This window comes from Paenibacillus sp. S25 (assembly GCF_019454085.1).
Taxonomy (GTDB): domain Bacteria; phylum Bacillota; class Bacilli; order Paenibacillales; family Paenibacillaceae; genus Paenibacillus; species Paenibacillus polymyxa_B.
In genome coordinates this window covers 4,763,898-4,789,855 of sequence record NZ_CP073683.1, presented here as the reverse complement: position 1 = coordinate 4,789,855, position 25,958 = coordinate 4,763,898, and the positions used below count along the sequence as shown (strand labels likewise).

22 protein-coding genes and 1 riboswitch are annotated in these 25,958 nt (G+C 46.5%); of the genes, 14 read left to right on the top strand and 8 right to left on the bottom strand.

Annotation, left to right across the window (positions count from 1 at the left end):
• Positions 1-105: 105 nt before the first annotated feature.
• Complete coding sequence (locus KAI37_RS20960) at positions 106-426, top strand: hypothetical protein (protein WP_023990165.1); 321 nt, start codon at positions 106-108, stop codon at positions 424-426.
• Between the two features lie 158 nt (positions 427-584).
• Here KAI37_RS20960 and KAI37_RS20955 read toward each other — a convergent pair whose 3' ends face one another.
• The 3 genes from KAI37_RS20955 to KAI37_RS20945 all read right to left on the bottom strand — a co-directional run bounded on the left by KAI37_RS20955 (position 585) and on the right by KAI37_RS20945 (position 2,551).
• Positions 585-1,442, bottom strand: a complete 858-nt coding sequence (locus KAI37_RS20955; RefSeq protein ID WP_220030154.1) for a 1,4-dihydroxy-6-naphtoate synthase — start codon at positions 1,440-1,442, stop codon at positions 585-587.
• The gene (locus KAI37_RS20950; RefSeq protein WP_071642806.1) at positions 1,443-2,105 is read right to left on the bottom strand and encodes a futalosine hydrolase; all 663 of its coding nucleotides are present in this window, start codon (positions 2,103-2,105) and stop codon (positions 1,443-1,445) included.
• A 200-nt stretch (positions 2,106-2,305) separates the two neighbouring features.
• Positions 2,306-2,551 carry a hypothetical protein gene (locus tag KAI37_RS20945; protein WP_007431922.1) on the bottom strand — a complete coding sequence of 82 codons (246 nt, stop codon included), beginning with the start codon at positions 2,549-2,551 and terminating at the stop codon, positions 2,306-2,308.
• Positions 2,552-2,858: 307 nt separating this feature from the next.
• Between KAI37_RS20945 and ppk1 the strand changes: the two genes are divergently transcribed.
• Positions 2,859-4,967: a polyphosphate kinase 1 gene (gene ppk1 / locus KAI37_RS20940; protein WP_023990162.1), complete on the top strand. Its 2,109-nt coding sequence runs from the start codon at positions 2,859-2,861 to the stop codon at positions 4,965-4,967.
• Here the strand turns inward: ppk1 and KAI37_RS20935 are convergent.
• Positions 4,927-6,462, bottom strand: a complete 1,536-nt coding sequence (locus tag KAI37_RS20935) for a Ppx/GppA phosphatase family protein (protein ID WP_220030153.1) — start codon at positions 6,460-6,462, stop codon at positions 4,927-4,929. The two genes, ppk1 and KAI37_RS20935, sit on opposite strands and share 41 nt — an antisense overlap.
• Positions 6,463-6,679: 217 nt before the next feature.
• On the opposite strand from KAI37_RS20935, the gene KAI37_RS20930 reads away from it, so the two are divergent.
• Both KAI37_RS20930 and sda read left to right on the top strand, forming a co-directional pair.
• On the top strand, positions 6,680-7,336 hold the full coding sequence (locus KAI37_RS20930) for a YheC/YheD family protein (protein WP_076294225.1): 657 nt from the start codon (positions 6,680-6,682) through the stop codon (positions 7,334-7,336).
• A 281-nt stretch (positions 7,337-7,617) separates the two neighbouring features.
• Entirely contained in the window at positions 7,618-7,761 is a 144-nt protein-coding gene (gene sda / locus KAI37_RS20925; protein ID WP_007431918.1) for a sporulation histidine kinase inhibitor Sda, read from the top strand.
• A gap of 160 nt (positions 7,762-7,921) precedes the next feature.
• Here sda and KAI37_RS20920 read toward each other — a convergent pair whose 3' ends face one another.
• A complete protein-coding gene (locus KAI37_RS20920; RefSeq protein ID WP_068941838.1) occupies positions 7,922-8,926 on the bottom strand; it encodes an NAD(P)/FAD-dependent oxidoreductase in 1,005 nt (334 codons plus the stop codon).
• 236 nt (positions 8,927-9,162) lie between these two features.
• Here KAI37_RS20920 and KAI37_RS20915 point away from each other — a divergent pair, with 236 nt between their 5' ends.
• The 4 genes from KAI37_RS20915 to KAI37_RS20900 all read left to right on the top strand — a co-directional run bounded on the left by KAI37_RS20915 (position 9,163) and on the right by KAI37_RS20900 (position 13,570).
• A complete protein-coding gene (locus KAI37_RS20915) occupies positions 9,163-10,353 on the top strand; it encodes an NAD(P)/FAD-dependent oxidoreductase (RefSeq protein ID WP_025724040.1) in 1,191 nt (396 codons plus the stop codon).
• Between the two features lie 135 nt (positions 10,354-10,488).
• Positions 10,489-10,995 carry a MarR family winged helix-turn-helix transcriptional regulator gene (locus KAI37_RS20910; RefSeq protein ID WP_076294223.1) on the top strand — a complete coding sequence of 169 codons (507 nt, stop codon included), beginning with the start codon at positions 10,489-10,491 and terminating at the stop codon, positions 10,993-10,995.
• 113 nt (positions 10,996-11,108) lie between these two features.
• A complete protein-coding gene (locus KAI37_RS20905; RefSeq protein WP_076294222.1) occupies positions 11,109-12,446 on the top strand; it encodes an HlyD family secretion protein in 1,338 nt (445 codons plus the stop codon).
• Positions 12,443-13,570, top strand: a complete 1,128-nt coding sequence (locus KAI37_RS20900; RefSeq protein ID WP_220030152.1) for an ABC transporter permease — start codon at positions 12,443-12,445, stop codon at positions 13,568-13,570. Before KAI37_RS20905 ends, KAI37_RS20900 begins: the two co-directional genes overlap by 4 nt.
• A gap of 87 nt (positions 13,571-13,657) precedes the next feature.
• On the opposite strand, the gene hemQ is transcribed toward KAI37_RS20900, so the two are convergent.
• On the bottom strand, positions 13,658-14,437 hold the full coding sequence (hemQ, locus tag KAI37_RS20895) for a hydrogen peroxide-dependent heme synthase (protein WP_023990152.1): 780 nt from the start codon (positions 14,435-14,437) through the stop codon (positions 13,658-13,660).
• Positions 14,438-14,781: 344 nt separating this feature from the next.
• Between hemQ and KAI37_RS20890 the strand changes: the two genes are divergently transcribed.
• The 4 genes from KAI37_RS20890 (at position 14,782) to uvrC (ending at position 20,179) form a co-directional block, all read left to right on the top strand.
• Positions 14,782-16,299 carry a replication initiation and membrane attachment family protein gene (locus tag KAI37_RS20890; RefSeq protein WP_025724036.1) on the top strand — a complete coding sequence of 506 codons (1,518 nt, stop codon included), beginning with the start codon at positions 14,782-14,784 and terminating at the stop codon, positions 16,297-16,299.
• Between the two features lie 245 nt (positions 16,300-16,544).
• Positions 16,545-17,492 (top strand): primosomal protein DnaI, encoded by a 948-nt coding sequence (gene dnaI, locus KAI37_RS20885; protein ID WP_025724035.1) that lies wholly within the window; start codon positions 16,545-16,547, stop codon positions 17,490-17,492.
• A 124-nt stretch (positions 17,493-17,616) separates the two neighbouring features.
• Positions 17,617-17,934 (top strand): thioredoxin, encoded by a 318-nt coding sequence (gene trxA, locus KAI37_RS20880; protein ID WP_010347861.1) that lies wholly within the window; start codon positions 17,617-17,619, stop codon positions 17,932-17,934.
• Between the two features lie 160 nt (positions 17,935-18,094).
• Complete coding sequence (gene uvrC, locus KAI37_RS20875; protein ID WP_220030151.1) at positions 18,095-20,179, top strand: excinuclease ABC subunit UvrC; 2,085 nt, start codon at positions 18,095-18,097, stop codon at positions 20,177-20,179.
• On the opposite strand, the gene KAI37_RS20870 is transcribed toward uvrC, so the two are convergent.
• Entirely contained in the window at positions 20,148-21,878 is a 1,731-nt protein-coding gene (locus KAI37_RS20870) for a CPBP family intramembrane glutamic endopeptidase (protein WP_076294219.1), read from the bottom strand. The genes uvrC and KAI37_RS20870 overlap by 32 nt on opposite strands.
• Before the next feature lie 261 nt (positions 21,879-22,139).
• Positions 22,140-22,292: riboswitch (cyclic di-AMP (ydaO/yuaA leader) on the top strand.
• A 517-nt stretch (positions 22,293-22,809) separates the two neighbouring features.
• Between KAI37_RS20870 and KAI37_RS20865 the strand changes: the two genes are divergently transcribed.
• Complete coding sequence (locus tag KAI37_RS20865) at positions 22,810-24,150, top strand: TrkH family potassium uptake protein (RefSeq protein WP_025724032.1); 1,341 nt, start codon at positions 22,810-22,812, stop codon at positions 24,148-24,150.
• Positions 24,151-24,315: 165 nt separating this feature from the next.
• Complete coding sequence (locus KAI37_RS20860) at positions 24,316-24,993, top strand: potassium channel family protein (RefSeq protein ID WP_023990146.1); 678 nt, start codon at positions 24,316-24,318, stop codon at positions 24,991-24,993.
• A 4-nt stretch (positions 24,994-24,997) separates the two neighbouring features.
• Here the strand turns inward: KAI37_RS20860 and KAI37_RS20855 are convergent, their stop codons facing one another.
• Entirely contained in the window at positions 24,998-25,903 is a 906-nt protein-coding gene (locus tag KAI37_RS20855) for a LysR family transcriptional regulator (protein WP_220030150.1), read from the bottom strand.
• Positions 25,904-25,958: the final 55 nt, after the last annotated feature.

The following is a 25,958-nucleotide window of genomic DNA, read 5'->3' as shown; positions in this document are numbered from 1 at the left end:
GACAAGAGTCTAAAACGACCGGTAAGGCCCTTTCTTTGAAGAGCCTCTGAAAGGTTCAACGTTTATCCAAAATAAATGGTCAAAAGGAAAAGGGGAAATGCTAACGTGAGAGTGAATTTGAAATTTACCAACAAAGGGCAAGTTGCAGTTGAGAAGTTCAACAATGAGGAGCTTATCGAAATCTTTACCCGCTACATTAAAACGTTAAGCAAGAAGTATGATATCTCGGTTACCGTACCGGAGGATCTGAATGAGCAGATCTTGGAAGAGGGTACCGTGAAGGTCGTGTTGGATAAGATTAATTGTGACATGGACGCTTTTTTCAAGGAGCTGAGCCGGGATATCAAGGTGCCGCTGGTCAAAAGATTGGGTACCAAACTGGATAACGTATTTAAGACCGAGGTTGTGGAGCAGGAACAGAACTAAGAATGAGGATCAAGCGAGTTCCAAATGAGGATTCGCCATACGAAATGATAAAACCTCCCGAATGGGGCGCACGGCTAGGCCATGTGCTCGTTCGGGAGGTTTTATATGTTTAAACTACTCTATTCCGAAGGAAAACATGCATGGCATGTCTACCCCTTTTAACGTGTTGTTGTGGAAGTAGGGCGCAGAAGGGCTAAATCAAACGAAGGTACCAGCCCTTCCTGCGCAGCACGACCGAGCAAAGCTTCGATGGCGGCATATCCGCTGTCGCCCAGATTGGCGGTAAAATCGTTTACGTACAGGTCGATATGCGATTGGGCGACATCGGGTGAAAGCTCCTGCGCATGAGACAATACATATTCACACGAAGCTTCGGGATGCTTCCAAGCGTATTCGACAGAGGCGCGTATCCAGTTTGTGATCGCATCCAGATCCAGCGTACGGCGGGCAATAATAGCTCCGAGCGGGATCGGCAGCCCTGTATCTTCTTCCCACCAGTTCCCCAAATCGACTTGCTTACTAAGTCCGTAGGACGGATACGTGAACCGTGCTTCATGAATAACCAGTCCGGCATCTATCTCCCCGTCACGGACAGCAGGCATGATTTGGTCGAACGGCATCACGACGATCTCGCCGACACCCCCAGGCACATGCTTGGCTGCCCACAGGCGGAACAGCAGATAGGCAGTGGAACGTTCACTCGGAACGGCTACACGCTTGCCGGACAGGGCTTCCGGGCCTTCGACGGTGGAACCTTCCTTGGTCAGCACGAGCGGTCCACAACCTCGGCCCAATGCGCCCCCGCAAGGCAGCAGGGCATATTTATCCAGCACCCAAGGGAGTGCAGCATACGAAATTTTCATGATTTCCAGTCCGTCTGGTGTGATCGCCAAATTGTTGGTGATGTCGATATCGGCAAATGTAATGTCCAGCGCGGGTGCGCCCGGAATCAATCCATGCGCCAGGGCATGGAAGACAAAAGTGTCGTTAGGACAAGGTGAAAAAGCAATTTGCATCTATATAACCTCCGTTAATGTAGAAAATGCGGCTTCCAACGCTTGCAAAGCCTCTTTGATGCGCCAGGCTGCACGGTCACGTGGACCAACAGCATTGGAAATCGTGCGGATTTCCATCGTCGGCAGTTCCAGCCTATTTGCCGCCACGGCTACGCCGTAGCCTTCCATCGCTTCCGCAGCGGCTCCGGGAACGCGCTTGGTCAGCCGTTCCGCTGTTGCCGCCGTGCCGGTGGCTGTTGAGACAGTCAGGATCGGCCCCGCGACAGCAGCCTGTCCGGCGGCACGCAGCGCCTGAACGAATCGCTGCGCGTTGGCAACGTTCACGGCAATTCGGCTTGAGCCGAAACCCAGCTCGTCCACGCTGCTGAAGCCCTCTGCCGTCTCGGCCCCCAGGTCGGCGGCAATGATCTCATTAGCAACAACGACGCTCTCCAGTGCAGCGACCTCCGCGAAGCCGCCACCAATTCCGGCGCTGATAATCAGGCGGTAGTCACCAGCCGCCGCCAGTGCTAGCGCGGTTGAAGCCGCTGCGGACGGAGCGCCCACGCCAGCCAGCTCGACCACAAAACGGGTATCGCCTTTCAGGCCCCGCAGCACAGCTTCCCGTTCGCCTTCAACCGCGGTCATAACCAGGATGCGTCCATCTGATGTTGTATGCTCCATCGGTTGATTCCCCTTTAAATTTAGGTAATATGCTCCCTTATCATACTGCTTTTCGAAACGATGTTCAAAAAAAGCCGACAAAAAAAGCGCTCTGAGGCGCTTTTTGGAAAAACTGCAAGATTCAGCAGATATGAAAATCGGTAATTGTAACATAAAACAATTCTAATCTGGAAGAACAGCGCAGGCATAGCATATAATAATTATATCGGCTGATCCTTCGTGATTAACTGAAACATGGTAATATTGCGGTCATAATGGCTTGGGGTTCCATCTTGATTGCGCACCCGAATCATCTCGCTACTGAATAACTCGATATATCCACAGCCAATCTCACAGTATACACCTGTAGGGTCCTCTTGCCAGACCGAAACGAGGTGTTGAGATAGCGCCGCGGTGAAAAATTCGATGTTTTTTTGCAGTACGCGTGGCGTTTTCTTGGGTTCCATAACGTAAATCCTCCCTATATCATGCCATTTGAAAATCAGCAATTGAACGTGGCTTCTAAATGGTTACTACACATCATAATGAACATAAACAACTGAAAAAGGAACGGTTCGTCAATCTACTCTATGAAACAGACGTAAACACTGTACCGCTTAATGCTATTTTTGTAAAGCATCCGATTGACCTTTTCAAATATCCAGTTTGTGTTTACACACATTTTACATTGCGTTTACACTGCTGTGATGCTAGTGCGTTTCATCTAATAGTACAATAAAGGGTAACTATACTGCATGAATTGATGGAGGCCATATGTTGATAGAGAGTCAGAATAAGGATAAAGCCGGGTCAGAACGTTACTTTAACCGAGATTTAAGCTGGATTGAATTTAATCGCCGTGTGCTTCAGGAAGCTCAGGATGCAGATACACCGTTGCTGGAGAGAGCCAAATTTTTGGCGATTGTATCTAGCAATTTGGATGAGTTTATGGCTGTACGTGTTGCAGAGACGCGCGAGAAGATCAAGGCGGGTTTTATGCAAAAGGATTTTACGGGATATACCCCCTCCGGTTTGTACAAACGCCTGATCAAGCGTACCGTCTCGATGGTATCGGAACAATACCGGACCTATCGTGATATTTCTCGCCTCTTGACGAAAAAGGGTCTTTTACTGCTCGAATATGAAGGCTTAAATACGACACAGCGCAAGTCGCTGGATGCATATTTTCATGAAATTATATTTCCGGTGCTCACGCCGATGGCGGTCGATCAGAGCCGTCCTTTTCCACTCGTTCACAATAAATACGTATATTTAGCGGTCGTTTTGAGACGTCCCGGGGATACGGAGGAGGATAAACCGCTTTTTGCCATTGTGCAGGTGCCTTCGAATATTCCACGTGTTGTTACGGTGCCTTTGCGGTCGAACAGCAAGAAGAAATCATTTATTTTAATTGAGGAACTAATCAAGCATCACATCCAAACGCTGTTCACCGGATATGTTCCGGAGGCGGTTCATGCCTTTCGTGTTACGCGTAACTCCGATTTGTCCATTAATGAAGAAGAGATCGAAGATTTGCTCGAAGAGATTGAAAAAGAGCTGCGTCGAAGACGACGGGGGGCGCCGGTAAGACTGGAAGTAGAAAAAGGGATTCATCCCTATGCCCTGATGGAGCTTCAACGCGAATTCAAGCTGTTCGATCATGTGTTTGAGATGGACGGGCCGTTGGATCTGACGTTTTTGTCGTCTTTTGCCGATCATTTGGAGGGGTATTCGCATTTGAAATTTCCGGCAATCAAACCACTGTATCCGGAAGAACTGCCCCCGCAAGAGGACATTTTCAACGTACTTCGCAAACGGGACGTGCTCGTGTACCATCCGTATGAATCATTCGATGCGGTAACTGATTTTATCATTGAGGCATCAGAGGACCCGGATGTGATGGCAATCAAAATGACCCTGTACCGTGTCAACGGGGAATCGAAGCTGATTCCGGCATTGGCACGTGCGGCTGAATCGGGCAAGCAGGTAACGGTAGTGGTGGAGCTGAAAGCCCGTTTTGACGAGGAACGTAATATTGCCTGGGCGCGTACGCTTGAAAAAGCAGGCTGTCACGTAGTGTATGGGCTGGTTGGCTTGAAGACGCACGCCAAAATCATTCTTGTAATACGCCATGAGCGTAACGCACTCAAACGATATGTGCACGTAGGCACAGGCAATTATAATGAAAGCACGGCGCGCGTGTATACGGATATCGGATTGTTTACGTCGGATCCGGTACTTGGCGAGGATGCCTCCGAACTGTTTAATGAAATTACGGGATTCTCTGCGCTCAAGACTTTGCAAGCTTTTACGGTGGCTCCAACGGGAATGAAGAACAAGCTGTTTGAACTCATCCGTAGGGAAGCTGAGCAAGCATTAGCAGGTAAGCCCGCCCGGATTATTGCCAAGATCAACTCTTTATCCAATCAGGAGATGATCGATGAACTATATGCGGCTTCCCAAGCAGGTGTGAAGATTGATCTTATCATTAGAGGGGTCTGCTGTTTGCGTCCGGGTGTGGAAGGATTCAGCGAGAACATACGTGTCATCAGTATTGTAGACCGCTTCCTGGAACATTCCAGATTGTTTTATTTTGAAAATGGAGGCAATTCCGAGTTGTTTCTGTCCAGTGCAGATTGGATGACGCGAAATTTGACCCGCCGAATTGAACTGATGTGCCCGATTTATGATGACGGGATCAAAGAAATGCTGGCAGATATTCTGCATTTATCGTTAAGAGATAATGTGAAGGCACGCCAGCTTATGCCTAACGGCAGCTATCAATTTGTGTCCAGAAACGACAAAGAGGCTCCCATCAGGAGCCAATCTGAAGCGATGAAGGTTAGAAATTGGAAGAAGGTAGAATGGACCACGACAATGTAAGATTCCACGCCTTTTGGAAATCCTTGGCAACTGATTCTAGCTCCCGTTGTTCTAATATGGGTTCACTCTTGCTTTCCAGACGAAGATGCAGTGCATCATCCCCTGTAGTGGGATTGATGCTGCTAATCATTCCGGACTCACTCCGATCCATGCCAATCGCGAGCTGGAGCAGCGAGCCGAGCCGATGTACACGTTCCTCGTCGGAAGGCTCCAAAATATCTGCATGTGTGCGTAGCAAACGGGGTGTTCGGTTCTTGGGATGGTAATCCGCGATCAACGCGGCTAGTACCGTTTCCCTATGGGATAAACCGCCAATGCCTGCATGTAAGATCCAGAACACGGAATTCTGGCGGAAATGATAGTAATTCAAGGCAGCTCCCGTTTTGTAAAGAGTTGCTGCGGTCAGTAACAAGCGTTTGTCCATAGCCGCTGAGGTTCCGCTAGCTAATGTGTCATAGAGCCGGACGGCGTACTCGTTAACCCGCTTGACATGCGCTTCGCTAACCGGGACAGCAAACGAAAGGATATTGCGAATGGATGTGATAAGCGGATTAGCTACCACGGGCTGTTCAGCGTTGACCAGCTCATGAAATAGGCCGTCTCGCAGACCCGCTCCACTGACCAAATACGCGGAGCCTTGAGCAGCTTCAAATATCGTTTTCAATATAATAAGACCCGGTACAATGATGTCGGCTCTGTCCTTGGACAGGCCGGCTGTTTTTTTGCGTTTTTCATAGGGAAGATGGGGCAGACTGCCATAGAAGTAATCTACATCTTCTATCGTCATTTCGTAATGGTGCGTCACAGGAAGTGAGTAATCCAGTCGTTTCTGATTGATTTTAGCCAAAGTACGCAGGGTTCCACCTAGCCCGATGAATGGCAGACCTGGATTGGAGAAGATCCAATCATGATTTTGCAGTGAAGAACGGACAAAGCTCTCCATTTCCTCAATCTGCTGAGGAGACCATTCGCCATTCCTGACCTCACGTCCAAAGCGCCAATTCATATTGACGGCGCCAAAGGGAAATGACACAGTATGCAGTCGCTTTCGATCACGGAACAGCGTAATTTCGGTACTGCCACCCCCGATGTCAATAATGATTCCGTCACTCACATTCATAGTGTTCACTACGCCCAGAAAACCGGCATAGCCTTCTTGCTCTCCGCTCAGTATTTCCAGTGTTAAATTTGTCTCCTCCGCGATCCATTGGACGATTTCGTCCGAATTCGTGGCATTGCGGATGGCTGCTGTTGCTGCTGCACGCATACGGACAACCCCGTGCATATGGCATACCGCCATAAATTGGCGCAGCAATGGAGTGATGCTTCGAATCGCCTCCCGTTCCATACGGCCGTTGGCCCCAACCTTTTCGCTCAGTCGGGCAGCTTCTTTGCATTCCTGCACAATTCGATAGGCTCCTGTCTCTGTCATTTCATAGATCACCAGACGTATGGAGTTTGAGCCAATGTCCATGATGCCAATTTTGCTATTCATGAGTTGACCTCCTTGTTGAACAAACGATTTGCCGGTAATTTCCGCTGCTCCGTGCAAATGGTAGTAGATTATTGTCATTGTACCAGTGATGTTCGGTGCATGCTACCGTTCGCCATGATCTTGTCGAAATAGACACATGCCGCGGACAATCATCCAAGAATAGAACATTCCTGTTGAGTATGTATAAGTATACCTGACGGCGAAAGGAGAGGGTTAGATGAGGCAACTTGCAAGCAAATGGCTCAAGACGAAGGCGCTGCTGCACCATCCACATACCGCCGTTTATATACCGGAAACCTGTCTATATAGTGAAGATCAATTGCGCATGATGCTACGGCGGCATGCTTTTGTATTTATAAAACCTGTAAAAGGAGGCGGAGGAATCGGAGTCATGCGTGTGGCAAAGGAGCGTAGGGGATACACTTGTACGCGTATGGAGCATACACACCGGTTCAGTCATTTTAGAGCACTTGTATTCGGAATCAATAAGCTCCGAATCCAACGCCCATATCTCATTCAACAAGGCATCCAACTGGCAAGTATACAAGGTAGACCTGTCGACTATCGAGTCAAAGTTGTGAAGGAAGGGCAGAGATGGGATTTCCGTGCGGTAGTTGCACGTCATGCTCGTCCCGGGCTGGTCATTACTAATCTGTGCAGAGGGGGAACTTTGCTGAAGGGAACAGAGGCGCTTCGGATGATATATCCCCGGCGGCTTGCTACTCAAAAGCGGCGAGAGATCATTCAACTTACACAACGCTGTATTCCTGTACTGGAAAGAAGCTTTCCCGGAATCGGACAACTGGGATTTGATTACGGGCTTGATCAGAATGGACGGGTATGGATTTTAGAGGTTAATACAAGACCTCAATAATTTCTGTTTTCTTTAAAAAAATTCCAATTTAATCTATTAACAAGACGCTAAATATAATATATTTATATAAATAATAAAAATATTTTTTTTGTGTTCAAGCGTCAAAATTCTGTGTATAAATATTGTCCACATAATCCCCTGTCACATATATGGGTTAACGACACTTACCAACAATTTATACACAGGATTTCCACAATTGACTGTGGATAACAGAACGCTTGTTCCGTTTTTGGTATTTTGATAGAATAGATTTTGAAATAAAAGGAAAGGTTGTGTCGAGGATGGCTATGCTGACGGATGAAATGCTTTTGGATTCCTATCAGATGGCAATCGAGCTTAAACTTGAATGTGACTTCATTGCACTGTTGCTGGCTGAGATTCACAAAAGAAATCTAGAGATGAATACAGCCGTAGTCCTTCATTAGACCGGACAAGCTCTCGTACTGCGACTGTAAAGTCATTCAGGGTTCGAATGATTTTACGGACAATCACTGCAACGAATAGGCACACCGTAAAAAAGGGTATTTCACTCCAAAGATTCAAATTTGGAGTGAAATACCCTTTTTTGTCATAGTCTAAACTAGACTACAATTTCATGTTACTGCTGTGACCGGGAGACAACTTGGCATCTGGATCTACATAGACCTTGGCGTTGTTGACTGCCGTAGGAGCTTCACCAAAGCCGACCGCAATCAGCTTGAGCTTGCCTGGATAGGTCGTAATGTCCCCAGCGGCGAAAATGCCGGGAATATTTGTTTCCTGGCGAGAATCGACCACGATAGAGTTACTTTCGATTTCAATTCCCCATTCAGCAATCGGGCCAAGTGTGGATACAAATCCAAAGTTAACGATCACATCGTCCACTTCGATTTCCTGTGTTTCTTTGGTTTTTACATGAGCAAGAGTGACTTTCGTAATCGTGTCTTCTCCATGCAACTCTGTAATTTCCGTTGGTGTAATAACGTTTACTTTGGAAGCGAGGAGGTTTTCGACACTGTGTTCATGCGCACGGAATTTGTCACGGCGGTGAATCAATGTAACCTGTTCTGCAATCGGTTCCAGCATAAGTGCCCAGTCTACAGCAGAGTCACCACCACCGCTGATTAGCACTTTTCGGCCTGCAAATTTGCTCAAGTCGCTGACAAAGTAATGCAGGTTCGTTTTTTCAAAACGTTCGGCACCTGGAAGCTCCAGTCTGCGCGGCTCGAAAGCACCCACACCAGCGGTAATAATAACCGCTTTACCATGATACTCGCCACCTTTGTCTGTTTTCACGATGAAGTGGCGTTCTTCCTTTTTCTCTAACGATACGACTTTCTCTTCTAGCTGCACCTCTGGATTAAAGTGGTTCATTTGTTGAACCAAATTGTTAACCAGTTCTTGTGCAGTCACTTTAGGAAAGCCAGCGACGTCATAAATATATTTTTCAGGATAAAGGGCTGCAAGCTGGCCGCCCAGTTGGGGCATACTTTCAATTAAGGTGACGGATGCCTGACGCATTCCCCCATAAAAAGCGGCGAAAATACCGGCTGGACCGCCTCCGATAATGATCAGATCGCGGATCTCCGCACCTGTAGATTGATCTGTCACTCTAAAAACACCTCCGAAAGGGATAGTATGGGATTTGTAGATATTGAATCAGCCGCATAGAGGTTCAGATAGCCGCCGAACGCATGATTCACTGTTTATCATTATAAACTGCTGGGTTCCGCTTGCAAAGTTAAAGCGATTAATATTTGATGAAGACTTTTCTGTGTATAAATTAACCGTTTTGAGAGAACAGCTTTGAATAATTAATGATTATGTATATCGGAAGGGGTAGAAGCATGAGCAGTATTCCCAAAATTGTCATTGTGGGCGCTGGATATGGCGGTATATTGACGGCTCAGCAATTGCAAAAGGAGCTCAAGCACAATGAGGCGGATGTCACGCTGATCAATCGACATGATTACCACTATATTACGACACATCTTCATATGCCTGCGGCAGGTACGGATACGATCGAGCATTCAAGGATTCCGATTGCCCAGCTAATCGATGAGTTCAAGGTGGATTTAGTCAAAGGAACGGTTAAGGAAATCATACCAAAGGAGAAAAAAATCGTGCTGGAGGATGGCTCGCTGTCCTACGATTATTTGGTCATCGGACTAGGCGGGGAACCAGAAACATTCGGTATTCCAGGGATGGATAAGTTCGCGCTGACGATTCGCAGTATTAACTCGGTTCGCCTAATTCGTGAGCATATTGAATACCAGCTGGCCCTGTATAAAAATGACGGTAAACCAGGTCGCCTCAATTTCGTCGTAGGAGGCGCTGGTTTTAGTGGCATTGAGTTTGTAGCGGAGTTGGCGGATCGATTGCCACAGCTGGCCAGAGCCTATGACATCGATTTTAACCGGATTCAAATCATTAACGTCGAGGCAGCTCCTACGGCGCTGCCAGGGTTCGATCCTGAACTGGTGGAGTATGCGATGGATGTCCTTAAGCGTAAAGGGGTCACCTTCCGCATTGGAATTCCGATTAAGGAATGCTTGCAGGATGGTGTAATCGTTGGTGAGGGTGAGAAAATTGAAGCCTGCACGGTGGTATGGACGGGAGGGATCCGTGGGAACGGATTGATCGAGAAAGCCGGATTCGAAGTGATGCGCGGAAGGGTGAAAATCGACGATTTTCTGCGTGCACCGGGCCACGATGATATTTTTATTATCGGGGACAGCTCCCTGATGTTTAATCCTGAAGGACGCCCTTATCCACCGACTGCCCAAATTGCGATGCAGCAAGGGGTCCTTTGTGCCAAAAATCTGGCCGCTACTCTTCGCAAAAAGGAGCTGCACAAGTTCGTATTTTCCAACAAAGGGACGGTTGCTTCTCTTGGAAAAGGCGAAGCCGTCGCCGTGGTGGGCAAACGCAAAATAAAAGGTTGGGTGGCCGCACAATTGAAAAAAATTGTGGATCTCCGCTATCTGTTCATCATTGGTGGAATTCCACTGGTACTGAAAAAGGGACGGTTTTTCTAAAGGTAGAAAGGTTTCCTTGACTCCTAAAAAGGAGCATGGAGACCTTTTTTATTTAGGGGAACAAAAAAAGGTATTGACTCATAACTATTTGACGACGTATAGTATGGTTACTAATTACAGAGGGGGAGCTTCAGATTGAATTCTGATTTTAATATCAATGCTGATCCCAAGAGAATAAATTTATTGGCAGAAAAGTTTCCAAATGCGGACTCCCAATCGTTGAATACGTTGGTACTTTTCGTGCAGGCAGCGCATGAAGTATACAATGGAGTGTCTTCCAGACTGTCGGAATATGGGCTATCTGTAGGCAACCTGAAAATTTTAATGCCATTGTTTCTTCATGAACGTGCATTGACTCCATCCGAGCTGGCTGAATATTCAGGAGTTACTCGTTCAACAGTAACCAGTGTAATTGATAAGCTGGAACGAGACGGCATCATCCGGAGAAGTACGCTGACGGATCGACGTATGACTGCAATCTCCTTGACTAATGAAGGTAAACAGTTAATGACGGAAAGAATTCCGTTGTTTATGCAGCTTTTTTCTGATTTGATGAATGAATTTACGAAGGAAGATCATATTCTATTTGCTACGTTATTAAATAAGCTTTCCTCAGGACTTGAACAGATAAAACGGGAATAAAAAAATCTCCCAACTCAAATAGTTAGACGTCGTACTATCAGGTTTCTTATTAGTTTTCGACTATTAATTTTTAACTATCATTGCTAAATCATCATGAAGGAGAGTTTATTGTAATGAACAAAAAGATCATTGTGTACGTATTACTTGTTGTCGCGTTAGGTACCGGGGGTACGCTAATGGCAATGAGCGGCAAGGATGCTGTGAGTATGGCAGCCCAACAAAAAAATACACTGCTTACGGCAGATACCGTGAATGTTGCTTTTCAGGGCGTAGGGGGAAGAGTAAACACGATTGAGGTGAAGGAAGAACAACAGGTGAAAAAAGGGGATGTGCTCATGACCCTCGATCCTGTAGACCTTGATTTGCAAATTGAGAAATTAAAAACGGATATCGCACAGGCTGATGTGAAAATAAAACAGGCTAAAGACGGGCTGCAAAATCAGTCGGAGAAAATTTCGAATTCAGAAAAACAGGGGCAATTGGACATTCAAGCCGCGCAAGCGGGAGAGTCCTTATTAAACCAAGGCACACGTGCGGAGGATATTGTAAGACAAAAGCTGGCTATTGAAGCAGCACAGCAATCGTTGGACGCAGCTCTGACAGGAGTAGAGACAGCCAAAAGAAATGCGGAAATCGCGCAAAAAACAGTAGCATCCAGACAACAGGCTCTGGACTTGGCTAAAGTGAATTACAACCGTATCCAAGCGTTATATGATGCCGGAGCTGGAACCAAAGCAGAACTGGATAACGCCAAAAACCAACTGGATAATGCCCAAATCGCGTTAGATACAGCTAAGGATCAGGTTGAAATTGCCAATAACCAGATTACAGCGGCTAGCAAACAATCGGACATTGCTAAAAATGGGATCGCTCAGCAGCAAACCGCTTTGGACAAAATGGAGGCTGGCGCAACTGCTGAGGAACGCCAGCAGGCTCGTATCAAAACAGAAAAAGCCAAGGAAGCCCTGACTCAAACCTCGCAAACACGAAAAGATGTTAAGAATAGCGAATACAATGTGGATCTTCTGGCTCAACAAAAGCAGGCATTGAGTGTTCAACTTAAAACTTTGGAATTGCAGCGCGGACGTATGGTGCTGAAGGCATCTACAGATGGTAAGGTGGCACGTATTGTACCTAAAATGGGAGAGATCGTTTCTACGGGGGCAACGGGCGCCGTTATTGAAACCAATCAGCTATACTACGATATTTATGTGGGCGAGGATTCCATATCACAGTTTAAAGTTGGGGGAAATGTGACTTCGCACGTTGTAGCTTTAGATAAAGGTGTCCAAGGCAAGGTGAGGTACATTACTTCTGCCCCTCTGTATACCAACATGAGAATGAGTCGGGACAAAGGTCTGTCGGATATAAGCTCCTTCCAAGTACGGGTGGATGTCCAGCGAACATCTGAATTATTGCCTGGAATGACGGTAGAGGTTGTGACGAAATGAAGGCGTTTATAGAAGAATGGAAGCTGATGATCAGCGGCAAGATGGTTTTTATTATGCTGCTCGTTCCTATCGTGGTAGCTGTTGCCTTTGGATTTGTTTTTAAAAATAATCAGCTTAACGATGCCTCTGTAGCTGTAGTCGATTTAGATCATAGCAGTTATAGCCGACAGCTTATTAATAAATTAGATGCATCGCAGTATATTGATGTACGCCATGTGCAAGAGAACGAAACCGATCCGAATTTACTTTTATATAATGAAAAGTTTTTTGCGGTGATTTACCTTCCAGCTGGGTTGGAGGAAAATAGGATTAAAGGGGTTCAGAGCAACATCGGTTTTTATGTAGATAATACGGTAGGTCAGGCTACTGGAAATCTACGCTCGGCAGTCACAGAGATCATGGCGACGGAAAATGCGATGCTGGCTGGTGGTGGATTAAAGGGTATGGGAATGAGTGACAGTCAGGTTACAGGGCTTACTTCCAATATGCTGCTTCAGCAGCGCCTGTTATATAATCCTACCAATGCTACTTTGATGACCTCGGTTATGGGGTTCATTAATACGGTCATGATTTCACTGATTGGTGCTACTGTACTGACAATTGTCCCGCGATTGCGGGAGCAAGGAAGATTAAAAGAGGAGCTTCAGCATTCGTATGGCTTGATTCTTAGGGTGTTGCCGTATGCGTTAGTAGGATGTGTGTCCTTTTACCTGTCTATTGGTTTACTTAAGCAAATTGGCGGACTACGCTTTGAAGCGAATGTATGGCAGCTCAGTATTCCATTTCTCCTGTACACGTTTACGTTGGGTTTGTTTGCGATGGCTTTAGGATGGAATGCGGCCAATCCTGGAAAAGCCTCCCCACGCCTCATGCTAATTATACTGCCTTCGTTTTTACTGAGCGGCGCTCAATTGCCAGTGGCTATGCTGCCTCCATCGCTGCAATATGTAAGTAACATCCTCCCATTAACCTGGCATTTCAAGTTTTTGAGAGGTATGGGCTTCAAAGGTGGGAGCTTAAAATATTTTATTCCCGAGTTGGGAGGCTTTTTGATCTTACTAAGTGGTTTGCTGCTTATTATCTTTATTCTGATTGCTCTGGAGAAAAGAAAGCTGGCGCATTGAGGTATATAAAAAAGGATTTCGTTCGTCCCGAAAGTGGGAGTTTACGAAATCCTCGGTTTTTTTCAGTAAAGAGTTGATGTCTGCGTCTTACAGCTTCAACATGTCTTCAAATGTCTCTTCATTCAACACGCTGCCGACATAGAAGGAGCCGAATTCACCGTAACGGGCACTGACTTCATCAAAACGCATTTCGTAGATTAGCTTCTTGAACTGAAGTGCGTCATCGGAGAACAGTGTTACGCCCCATTCCCAATCGTCAAAGCCGACGGAACCGGAAATGATTTGCTTTACTTTGCCAGCATAGCTGCGTCCAATTAAGCCGTGGCTGCGCATCAAGGTGCGACGCTCGTCCATCGAAAGCATGTACCAGTTATCGTCCAGGTCACGTTTTTTGTTCATTGGATAGAAGCAAATATAACGGGCCTTGTTTAGTACAGGCTTCAAGCGTGCGACAATTTGTGGATTTTGCATGGGATCTTCATCTTTGCTCAAATAATTACTTAGTTCCACCACACTCACATAAGAATAGGTTTTGGTTGTATATTTGGCGAAGGTTGTTTTGTTAAAGTCATTTTCCAGCTTATTGAGGTCTTCCAGCGTTTCGCGCAGGTGCATCATGACAAAATCAGCCTTTTGTCCGACAACAGTATAGACAGCTGAACTGCCCAGACCCGCTTCCTCGGTAACGTTCCATTCCTTCATAAACTCTTGAAGCTCGTCCAGTGCTCCGGCGCGCTCTTCATCGTCTGCGGTCTTCCATGCTGTCCAGTTGATGGACCGGAAATCGTGAAGCGCATACCAGCCTTCCAGTGTGGAGGCTACTTCGTTGGGAGTTGCTGGGGTTTGTTGAGGTTGATGTTGACTCACGATCTACACTCCTTTGCGTCTGTAAATGATAATCGGCTTAGCCGAAATATGTGTACTTCCTTATATCATTCCTGTATCCAATGCGTGATGCTTAACCATTATATTGTAGCTCAAAGTAAAGCTTTTCACCAATGAAAGAAGTGTGAAGAATTTTATTTTTACCATGATACAGGTCACAAAGTCTTAAAATAGTTAGTATTCTCGAAAAAAGTAGAACTCAGACGAATACGGCTGCCAAAAAGGAGAACAATTGCCCTTATTTTGTTGGTCCCACGAGAAGGCAAGTATGATAGAATAGAAAAACATCTTGGAGACCGTTATGTCAGGAAAGGAAGAATGTTGGAATGCGGATGAAAAACCTGCTGCACTATACTGAGAACCACCGCTACTGCGTTTATCGGGAATTTGGCTTGAGCGCACTGGATGAATTGATGCTGGGAAGCGTCTATCAGCCGATGGTAGGCGCATTTGCGGTCAGTCTGTATCGACTGTTGTTCCAGCATGTGCCAGTCGGACAAATCGGTTATTCGCCGTTGGAACAGCAGCGTCGCCTTTTTCTGACACTGGGACTGGAGCCGAGTGAGAAGGGACGCAAGTATTTGATTGAACAGACCTCCAAGCTGGAGGCCGTCGGTCTGTTACAGACGTCCAGGCTGTATGCACCCGAAACGGACGACTATATGTATGAATATGAGATGCAGCCGCCGCTCGCACCTGCTGAATTTTTCAGAACACAGCATCTCACCCTTTTGTTGAGAGACAAGATCGGTAAGTTTGCAGTGCTCTCTCTGAGAGAATCGTTGTGGAGTAGGGAATCTAGCGAATGGTCGCAATCTTCCTATAATAAAGAGAATATTTCGATTCCTTTCTACGAGTTATTTGAATTGAATACCCATGTTATAGATTATGAACTGGAACAGGCGCTGTCCGAGGTGTCCACTAGCCGTCAGACTGGACCACTAGCGTCAGAATCGGAGGAAGCATTGAATTATGCAGATATTATTCTCCGTTTTCCGCGTGAATCTGCCAATCGCAAGCATGTCGAGCGTCTCAGGTTTGAACACGAGCAGTTAGGCATGGTCAATTACGTTGTTCGCAAATTTGACCTTTCTGTACAGGATATTAGTCGCTTGCTGGATGAGGATGGTATTTTTACCGAAGCAGGCGATTTGTTGCTTGACGAGCTTCAGCTTCGGGCTAGTCAGCACTCCAGACAGGATCGGAAGCGTCAGGAGGAACAGCAGGTACAGGCCGCCAAAGTGGTCGCCTTGCGCCAGAGGGAAACTTCCACATCTGAAGAGCCGCCTGCCGAACAGGCTGTGGAAATGGAATTTTATGTGGAGGTTCCACCACAATTCACAGCCAAGTGTGACATTCACCAATATAATATGATGTTGCGCAACGAGCCTTATCGCCGTTTGCTGCAAACCTTTTTCCCCGGCACGGTTCCCGGTAACCTGCTGGATATATTCGAGAAAATTGATATCAGCTATAAGCTGCCCGGTGAAGTCATCAATGTGCTGATCCATTATTTGATGTCACTGCTCGTATCTGGGAGCGATCAGCGGATTAACCGCAACTTTGTCGAGGCCGTTGCTTCCAACATGCTGCTTAAGCAGGTAAACACTTACGAAAAAGCCGTTCAATATATAAGGGATCAAGCCAAGGTAAAAGGAAAACAGTCCTCTGCTTCTCCTTCCGGCGGCCGATCCCGCGCATATGCCAAAAATAGCGGGCCAGCCAAGCCATCCATTCCAATCGTTCAGGATCACCCTTCCGAGGAGTCTGTATCTGAGGAAGAATTGGATGAACTGCTGCGTCTGGCCGAACGAATGCAATCCGGAAAACAGAAAAAAGTCTAGTGGATTTTAGGTTTTATAAAACTATTAAGCGAAGCCAATTCAAATAGATGTCGACTTTATGGCGGTCGGCAGCGGAGCGGGCAGAATTGTTCTGAAGAAGCGAAGCGTTTGCCTTTATCCCCGGATTTCAACTTTTGAAAATTATAATTCATAAATTCGGAGATAACAGCAATCGGAAGAACAATCTGCACGCGTAGCGTCGTCTCCCTCCATAACTCTGCACATTTTAGAAAGGAGGAGCGTTCTTGGAATCACTGGGCGATTTGCTACAGCAGATGCAGAACCCTTCGTTTCGCCAGCGCACTCGCAATGTAGCCGATCAAGTTCTAAATGATCCGCTCGTGCAGGAATTTTGTGCTGCGCATCCTGATGTGGACGAAACACAATTGCGACTCAACATGAGCATGCTCTTTCAGTATGCCCGGGATCGTCGAAATTGCGACAATTGTCCGGGGCTGGAACGGTGTCCTAACGATTTTCAGGGCCACTTTTGTAAGCTGGGCGTGGAATATCCGAATGGAACAGCTGAAATCGTGGACATTCGGACCCCATGTGCGAAGCTGGTTGCCTCCCAACATGAACAACGGGTGCGTCAGAGAATTAAAAGCTTTTATGTGGATGAACGCGCACTTCTGGAGGGATATAACGCTCTTGAAATTGCACGCAAAGATTCACAACGTATGCCTGCCGTCACACAGCTATTCCGTTACATTGAAGAAACGAAAAGTCAGGGTCTATCCAAAAAAGGACTGTATCTGGAAGGTACGTTTGGTACGGGTAAAACTTTTTTGATGGGCTATCTATTGCATGAGTTGGCTCTGTCAGGTCTGAACGGTGTGATCGTGTATATGCCTGATTTTGTGGAGGACTTAAAGTCCATGATTCAGGACGGGCAGAAGCTGAAGGAAACGACCGAAATGCTCAAAAATTGTGATCTGCTCGTATTTGACGATATTGGTGCCGAAAATTTAAGCCCGTGGGTACGGGACCATGTGATGGGCTCCATACTGAATTACCGAATGAATCGCAAACCTACCTTTTATACTTCCAATTACTCATTGCAGGGGCTGGAGAAGCATCTTAGCTTTACGAGCAAGGACGGAGAGGAAATGTACAAAGGACAACGCTTGATGGACCGGATTCGTCCTTTTGTAGATGTCATTACCGTAAAGGGAAAAAATCAGCGGGGGTAGCGTTTTTCCGTCTGCTATTTTGATATCTTACAATTAAAAGACTATTGTGATATAATTAAAAGGTGTCGAAACAGACATTACAGGTTATAATAATCTTGACTTTTCTATAAAGGAGGAACATACAATGGCAATTGTTAACGTGTCCGATCAATCCTTCAACGCAGAAGTCGAAGGCACAGGAACCGTTTTGGTTGATTTTTGGGCGCCATGGTGCGGTCCTTGCAAAATGATCGCTCCTATTCTGGAGGATTTGTCCACAGAAGTTGGCGACAGCGTCAAAATCGCGAAGGTGAACGTGGATGAAAATCCAGAGTCTGCTTCCCGTTTCGGCGTGATGAGTATTCCTACCCTGATCGTTTTCAAAGACGGACAGCCTGTTGATAAAGTGGTAGGTCTGAACTCCAAAGAAGCGCTGAAAAGCATGCTTACTAAACACCAATAATCATCGCATGTGACCCATGCTCCTGCGGGGGCTTGGTGGAGCGGCCATGAAAGGTCAATGCCTCCGGTTGTAAATACCGGGGGCGTTTTTGTGTATTATTCCTATATATTATAAGTAGTTAGTTGAGTAATCATTAAGAATGGAAGGAGGAACCGGGCGAATGAAACCTTATGCGGAGGACTTGCAGAATCAGGAGAAGGCGCTGGAGAACATACGGCACAAATTAGCGTTACTGCCGGATGCATCAGGCTGTTACCTGATGAAGAATAGCGAAGGCACCATTATTTATGTCGGCAAGGCCAAAGTGTTGAAAAACCGGGTCCGTTCCTATTTTACAGGTAGCCATAACGGCAAGACGCAGCGACTGGTTTCCGATATCCGTGATTTTGAATATATCGTTACAGGCAGTAATATGGAGGCGCTCATTTTGGAGTGCAACCTCATTAAAAAGTACCAGCCGCGCTATAACGTGCTATTGAAGGATGATAAAACCTTCCCATATTTGAAAATTACGAACGAGGCACACCCTAAGCTGGAGGTGACCCGTCGCGTTCTGAAAGATAAAGCAAAATATTTTGGACCGTACCCCAATTCCTACGCGGCACATCAGACGAAGAAGCTGCTGGATCGTATGTATCCGTTACGCAAGTGTGGTGTGATGCCAAAAGAAGTGTGTCTGTATTATCACATGCATCAATGTTTGGGGCCTTGTGTGAAAGAGGTCGAGAAGGAAACGTATGACCAGATTGGTCAGGAGATTGGTTCCTTTTTGAGCGGGGGACATGAGGAAATTAAAAAGGATCTTCAGCGTAAAATGCAGGAGGCCGCAGAGGAATTATATTTTGAGCGGGCCAAGGAGCTGCGAGATCAGATTATCAGCATCGACGCGATGATGGAAAAGCAAAAAATCACCACATCGGATGCGAAAGATCGAGATGTATTCGGTTTTTCAGTAGATAAGGGCTGGATGTGTGTACAAATCCTATATGTCCGCAAAGGTAAAATGATCGAGCGCCATATGTCGACTTTTCCTTTCTACGGTGAGGCTTACAGTGATTTTATGTCCTATGTGACGCAATATTATAGTGACAACCCGGCAGTGCCGCAGGAAATATTGCTGCCGGATTCTCCTAAGCTGATGCAGGCGGAACAGGTCAATGTCGATCAACCGGTTGCGGCAGAAACTGCACTCCACAGTGCACCTACAGCCGATGCTACCGGACAGGCAGATGACAAAGCGATACAAACGGAGACAGAGCATTCTGCTGACTCACTGCTGGTGGCTGAAGAACGAGCAACTTATGCAGCAGCAACGAATCAAGACCAAGTTGGTGACCAAGACACTGGAGTAAAGGAAACAGAAACCCAACTATCCGGTGGACTGGAGGACCCAGCTACGGCGGCTCTCGCTCTGGCTGAATGGTTGGATGTAAAGGTACTTGTACCGCAGCGTGGACTGAAAAAGCAAATGACAGGCATGGCGACGGAAAATGCACGTGTTGCTTTGGATGAGAAATTTAAGCTAATCGAGCGGGATGAGGAACGGACATCCAAAGCTGCAAGCAATCTCGGACGTGCCATTGGGCTGGATAGCTTGCACCGGGTGGAGGCGTTTGATAACTCCAACATCCAGGGTTCCGATCCAGTCTCCGCCATGATCGTGTTTATTGATGGCAAGCCTGCCAAGAAGGAGTATAGAAAATATAAGATCCGTTCTGTGCAGGGACCAGATGATTATGAAACGATGCGTGAGGTTATTCGGCGTAGATATGAACGTGTGCTTAAGGAAAATCTGGAACGTCCCGACTTGATCGTTGTGGATGGTGGACGTGGACAAATTAAGGCGGCGACCGATGTACTGCAAAATGAGCTGGGTTTGTTCATTCCTGTGTGTGGTCTGGTGAAGGATGCCAAACATAGAACTTCCCAACTATTAGTGGGAGAGTCCTCTGAGGCCGTGACACTTGCACGCAATAGCGAAGAATTTTATCTGCTGCAACGGATTCAGGACGAGGTTCACCGTTTTGCCATCACGTTCCACCGCGAGCAACGCGGCAAATCTATGGTAACTTCCCGGCTGGACTCTATTCCAGGCATCGGCGAGAAACGGCGTAAGTTACTGCTTAAGCATTTTGGATCACTCAAAAAAATAAGAGAGGCCAGCGTCGAAGAATTCCGGCCTCTCTCTATTGGGGATAAGCTTGCGCGTCAGATTATAGCTGCCCTTCGGGAGGAGGAGTCGTAGAATACGGCTCCTCTTTTTTGATAGGTTCAAACATAATTCGATTTGGCTTTTTAGGACTAAACCAATAAATGATGTAACCCACAATGGCTGGAAGTAAGATCCAGAATAGACCAGCGCTCACATTCACAGTGTCTCCCAGACTCATCACACTAAGCCCCATTAGAATGCTGTCAAAAATAACGTGGCTGAACATGGCGGCAATAAAACCGTAACGCAGGAACACAAAACTGAACAGCAAACCAAGAAAAGTCAGCTCAATAGGTCTAGAAATCACCGGATAGATTGGATAAAGTGTATGTCCCAGTGCCCAAATCAGCGTGGTGATCAGACAAGCAACAAAAGTGTTTTTTACTATTTTTTTGACCATCGGAATACCAAACAGACGGTAGACAGTCTCTTCTCCAATACCTGCCATCCAGGCCATAATCGGCAGTAACCATGGATAAGCCATATTGTAAGGGGATTGCGTGGCATCGGTTGTGGAGAATGTATTAAATGTGCGCTCCAGTATAAAGAATAAGATGGATTGTACCCCGAGTAAAATAAAGGCCCACAAGTAGCCAACATACATACTGCGAAGCACATACAGCCCGTAGCCCGGCTCTTTCGCACGCGGCCATGCATTCAGTCCAACCTGACGCATAAGTCCGTCACCGCCGACCAAGGAGAAGTAGAGCGCTACCGCCATGAAGAAGGTAACACCAATCTGGAACACCATAAGAAATATAAGCATGCCCTTACCGCCTGCTTCTGCTTGCAATAAAGGCAGCATGTTCATTGTCCCAGCTATACTAGCAATAAAGTATATAATTGACAGAACAATCCCACGTACAAATGAAGTATGTCGTCGGGTGAGTGACGCATACACAATGGCAAGTACGCCCAGCACAAAACTAAATAGGGCATAACCCGCATAGGTCATCCAATTCGCCCAAAATGTTTGCTTTTCGATATAATCGGTATAGGACGACGGGGCCGAAAAGCTTTGAGAGAAGGAGCGAACATCACCGTCTTCGAAAGTAAAAGCCAGTGTAAGTACCGAGGCGCCGATTTTTTTATCGTCTACGGTATACTTTAATCCGCCTTCTTTTTCAGTGGTGGCGAGCTTCAAGTCCGACGGCTTAAAGCCAAAGCGCTTGACCCATACTGCGGCCGCCTGCTCCTTCGCTTCAAGTGTCATGCCGTCCTCAGCTACACGTACAAGCCTGTTACGTGCTTGTTCATCCGTAGAAATATCAGCCTGTGTGTAATTGGTACTGGAGGTGATCCGTTTAAAGCTAACGACCTTCCCAGTGGATAAATCTACATGAATTTGTAGTTTGCTTTTCGCTGAGGATTCAGGCAGATCAACCCGAAAGGTTTCGTAAGGGTAATTTTTCTTCCATGTACGGTCGTACTGTTGAAGCAGTTTTTCTCTAGATAAATAACCGTACAAATCTGTTTCGGCCTGATAGGTCACGACAGGCTCCTCTGGCTGTGATTCAGTATAGCCCAACTCGGAGCGGGCAAAGTCCAATGCGTGTATGACCGCTTCTTGTTTGCTGATGACCTTTGCGTTCATTACTGATTCTGGACTCGGATTGCTAAGCGAGGGAATAAGCAATTGAAAGATAAAAAAGCAAATCAGGCCAATCCCGCCCAGCAAGCCTAATTTTTTGAAGTTGGCCGTGAGCACGACCGGTTTCCCGATAGGATTCATGAGTTTCCTCCTTAATCTGTAAATAAGAACATCCATTAAAGATATCATACTGCACAGGTTCCCGCCAACAGACCAGCGATATTCATGAAAATAGAGTGAAAGCACTTTAAAGTTCCAATAAAATAAGATAAGCTGCGATTAAACGATGCCCATTCGCAAAATAAAGCCAATTTCACGTTTTTTCGGCGAAATCGGTTTTGTGATCTGGATATAGAAGGATTATAATCTTGAGGCAATGCCTATGAAATACATAGGTAATGATATACAGTTGAGCCGAATTTCTATGGGAAAACGGGGGAACCATGTTACTGGGGTGAATTTTACAGCCGATCCTGGTGGATCGGAAGTGTAAATAGGGCATACTGTGCTGCCCGAATCCGTCAGCTAACCTCGTAGGCTGTGAGCAGGAACCAAGTCAGGCACTCGGTTTTCCGGTGTCTTTTTTTGTGTGTATAAAAGTGTATGGATTGGTTAGACCGCTGCGGGTGCAGATTATTCTTCCGATTGCTGTTATCCCCGAATTTTTTGATTGTATAACCACTTTAATGGTTAAAATCCGAAGATAAAGGCAAACGCTTCGCTTCTTCAGAACAATTCTGCCCCCTTCGCTGCTGCCCGCCAATAGCACAGGGGGCCGAGTAGTGCTTGACATGCATTCTTCTTTATCCAGGGAATGCTAAATTATAGTTACTTTGTCACCCTTACGATAAAACCGTGGTTTTAAGGCGGTGGGTAGCGAAGCGGTCCATTTGAATCTGTAGAAGCGGTAGCGTTCGCCTTTGCCTCTGAATTTTAACCTTGTCAAGGTAAAGAAAATCAAAAAAATTCATGGGCAACAGCGATCGGAAGATCAAATGGAACGCGTAGCGGGCTTACACCGTATTAAATCACTGTTTTTATAGTTTTAAGGAGTAGGAGAAGTGATGAATAGATGAATCCCAATGCAAGCTGGCTCCGTCTTTCTCCACCGCAGATATTCGTTGCGGGCTTTGCCATTATCATTCTAATAGGTAGTTTATTGTTAATGCTGCCGATCTCCAATACAACAGGAAAGCCACTTGCGTTTATAGACGCTTTGTTTACTGCCGCTTCCGCGACCTGTGTTACAGGGCTTGTCGTAAAGGATACGGGGACCTTTTTTACAACCTTTGGTCAAGTTGTTATCGCTGCGCTCATTCAGATCGGCGGCCTGGGCTTTATGACTATGGCTACCTTGATCGCGCTGGTGTTCAAACGTCGGATTTCCTTACGGGAACGCCTCATTTTACAGGAAGCGATGAATCAGACCTCTGTCGAAGGAATTGTCGGATTGATTCGTAAGGTGCTGCTGTACTCGCTGGTCATTGAGGGCGTATGTGCTGCAATATTTGCGATTCGCTGGTCGTTTGATATGCCTGTAGGCAGGGCGATTTATTTTGGGATTTGGCATGCCATCTCCATGTTTAACAATGCTGGTTTTGACTTATTCGGGCACTTTCGCAGCCTGACAGGTTATGTATATGATCCGATTGTTAATTTTACAGCTATGTTCCTGATTATTTCAGGCGGCATTGGTTTTGTAGTGATGTCGGACCTGGCAGAATATCGCAAGCGCAAGAGACTGTCCTTGCATACTAAGGTGGTACTCAGCATGACGGGCGCTCTGATTGTAGTCGGCACGCTCGTAATTTTTGTATTTGAATTTACGAATCCAAAGACTCTTGGCTCGCTTGATTGGGGTGGCAAACTGCTGGGATCTTTATTCCAGTCCGTTACCCCTCGTACCGCAGGTGCCAATACACTGGACATTGCAGGCTTGCGGCAGGCTACGCAGTTTTTTATCATCATACTCATGTTTATCGGAGCTTCTCCTGGCTCTACTGGAGGCGGGATTAAGACCACAACATTCGCGCTGCTCATTGGAGCCGTGATTTCGATGCTACGGGGACGTGAAGATATTGTGCTGTTCAGGTACCGACTTGCGCAGGGACGAATTTATAAGGCTTTGACCATTACCCTGCTGGGGCTGCTGTTCGTGATCGGGGTGACCATGATTTTGTCGGCAACCGAAGATCATCATTTTTTGATGATCTTGTTCGAGACGGTGTCTGCGTTTGGTACGGTGGGGCTGTCGATAGGGCTTACACCTGATTTGACAGTCATAGGCAAACTGGTAATTACCCTGACGATGTTTGCAGGTAGACTGGGGCCACTCACGCTAGCTTATGCACTAGGGCCGAAAAAGGGTAAAGAATTATATCGTCATCCGGAAGGCAAAATGATTATAGGATGAATCCATTTCATAATACCCTCAGTAGCTTTGATAAGGAGTACATATAGATCAAAATGGTTTGATTTTGTCTATATGCACTAAATAATTCGTTGGTTTAATCATTTCAGGATTTTGCAAAATCCTCATTTATGAAATTGATTCAGATAAGGGAGTTTTCGAATAGATATGAAAACGCAGCAGTTTGTAGTTATTGGCTTGGGGCGGTTTGGCTCAAGCCTGGCTTTGCAATTGGTGGATATGGGGTGCGAGGTGCTAGGCATCGACCGGAATGAGGATGTGGTGGACAGTATGAGTGAGATGTTGACACATACTGTCGTGGCCGACGCTACTGATGAAGACTCATTGCGATCACTGGGCATCCGTAATTTCGATTGCGGCATTGTTGCTATTGGTGATGACATTCAAGTAAGCATCCTGACCGCCATTTTGCTGAAGGAGCTGGGTGTGAAAAAAGTCGTAGCCAAAGCCATATCTGTGCTGCACGGGCGTGCGTTAGAGAAGCTCGGTGTGGACCGGATCATTTATCCAGAACGGGATATGGGTATCCGGGTAGCTCATCAGCTAGTCACGCCTAATTTGCTCGATTATTTGGAGTTGTCCAAAGAATACAGTATTGTGGAACTCAATGTACCTGCATGTCTGAATGGCAAAACGCTAGCAGAGCTAAATGCCCGTACTCGCTTTGGCTGTAGTGTCGTGGCGCTTCATACGGCGAACGGTATCCTGATCGCACCGACGGCTATGGATCGGCTAAAAGCAGACGATATTATGGTTATCATCGGCTCGAATGACAATATCGGTCGCTTTGAGGATGAGGTTGTTAATGTTAATGAAGAGGGTTAACCCTCTACACCATACGGTAGCCTGCAAACGACGCACGTGTCTCGCTAATCCAGCGTCGTGCTGTCGGACCGAGATCGGTCGTCTCCGAGTAAATGAGGGAGGTCGTTCGGCGTGTCTCCTTCAAATCGGGCAAGTACAATGCAGTGAGTCCATTATCCCGCAGCAGTTCGCTGCGCAAATAGGATTTGGGTAGCAAGGCAGAAGCCTTACAGGTTGGAAGCAGGCGTACAATCGCCTCAAAGGAGTCGATTTCCATTCGGATATCCGGCATGATGCCGCTGCGCTGGAACAAGTCATCCGTCAGACTGCGGTACCAGGTTCCTTTGGAGAATATAATCATCGGCAATCCTTGCAGATCTTTCATCGAGGCCGTTTCTGTCTTGACGGTTAATTCATGTCCAATGGGAACAACGAGCTCCAAATGATCATCAAATAGCGGAATGCAACGCAGCCCGGCTTCATGAATGGCAGACCCGACAATACCGGCGTCTGCTTTTTTATCACGTACAAAGGCGACGATTTCATGAGTTTTACCGGTGAGCAGCTTCAGCTCAGTTTGAGGATGCTTGCTCATGAAAGCTTCGACGAGGGTAGGCAGCGTCGTTTGGAGTGTCGTGAGGCTTGCGCCGAGTGTAAGCATACTCTGGGCTTCATTTTTGTGCTGGGACAGCTTTTGTAAAAAGCGAAGCTGTCGTTGCCGTTGCTCTAGCGCGAATGTATAAACAAATCGGCCAGTGGACGTAATTTCGAGCCGTTTGCCCCGACGATCAAAGAGATTCACACCCAGCTCTTCCTCCAGCTTGGAGATTTTGCGAGACAGGGCAGGTTGGGACAGATTCAGCAGTTTAGAGGCTTTATTCAGGCTGGACTGCTCGACAATGACGGCAAAAGCGTTCAAATCCTCAAACAAATCATCCACTTCCTCTCTATATGCAAAAAAGACATAATAATTAATACGTATATTG

Bases quoted from the DNA above. Each gene is read 5' to 3' on its own strand.
- KAI37_RS20870 (WP_076294219.1), bottom strand. From the start codon at position 21,878: ATGAATCCTATCGGGAAACCGGTCGTGCTCACGGCCAACTTCAAAAAA.
- KAI37_RS20950 (WP_071642806.1), bottom strand. From the start codon at position 2,105: ATGGAGCATACAACATCAGATGGACGCATCCTGGTTATGACCGCGGTT.
- KAI37_RS20930 (WP_076294225.1), top strand. From the start codon at position 6,680: ATGAGGCAACTTGCAAGCAAATGGCTCAAGACGAAGGCGCTGCTGCAC.
- ppk1 (WP_023990162.1), top strand. From the start codon at position 2,859: ATGTTGATAGAGAGTCAGAATAAGGATAAAGCCGGGTCAGAACGTTAC.
- KAI37_RS20915 (WP_025724040.1), top strand. From the start codon at position 9,163: ATGAGCAGTATTCCCAAAATTGTCATTGTGGGCGCTGGATATGGCGGT.
- KAI37_RS20945 (WP_007431922.1), bottom strand. From the start codon at position 2,551: ATGGAACCCAAGAAAACGCCACGCGTACTGCAAAAAAACATCGAATTT.
- uvrC (WP_220030151.1), top strand. From the start codon at position 18,095: ATGAAACCTTATGCGGAGGACTTGCAGAATCAGGAGAAGGCGCTGGAG.
- trxA (WP_010347861.1), top strand. From the start codon at position 17,617: ATGGCAATTGTTAACGTGTCCGATCAATCCTTCAACGCAGAAGTCGAA.
- KAI37_RS20935 (WP_220030153.1), bottom strand. From the start codon at position 6,462: ATGAATAGCAAAATTGGCATCATGGACATTGGCTCAAACTCCATACGT.
- KAI37_RS20955 (WP_220030154.1), bottom strand. From the start codon at position 1,442: ATGCAAATTGCTTTTTCACCTTGTCCTAACGACACTTTTGTCTTCCAT.
- sda (WP_007431918.1), top strand. From the start codon at position 7,618: ATGGCTATGCTGACGGATGAAATGCTTTTGGATTCCTATCAGATGGCA.
- KAI37_RS20865 (WP_025724032.1), top strand. From the start codon at position 22,810: ATGAATCCCAATGCAAGCTGGCTCCGTCTTTCTCCACCGCAGATATTC.
- KAI37_RS20890 (WP_025724036.1), top strand. From the start codon at position 14,782: ATGCGGATGAAAAACCTGCTGCACTATACTGAGAACCACCGCTACTGC.
- KAI37_RS20905 (WP_076294222.1), top strand. From the start codon at position 11,109: ATGAACAAAAAGATCATTGTGTACGTATTACTTGTTGTCGCGTTAGGT.
- KAI37_RS20900 (WP_220030152.1), top strand. From the start codon at position 12,443: ATGAAGGCGTTTATAGAAGAATGGAAGCTGATGATCAGCGGCAAGATG.
- KAI37_RS20860 (WP_023990146.1), top strand. From the start codon at position 24,316: ATGAAAACGCAGCAGTTTGTAGTTATTGGCTTGGGGCGGTTTGGCTCA.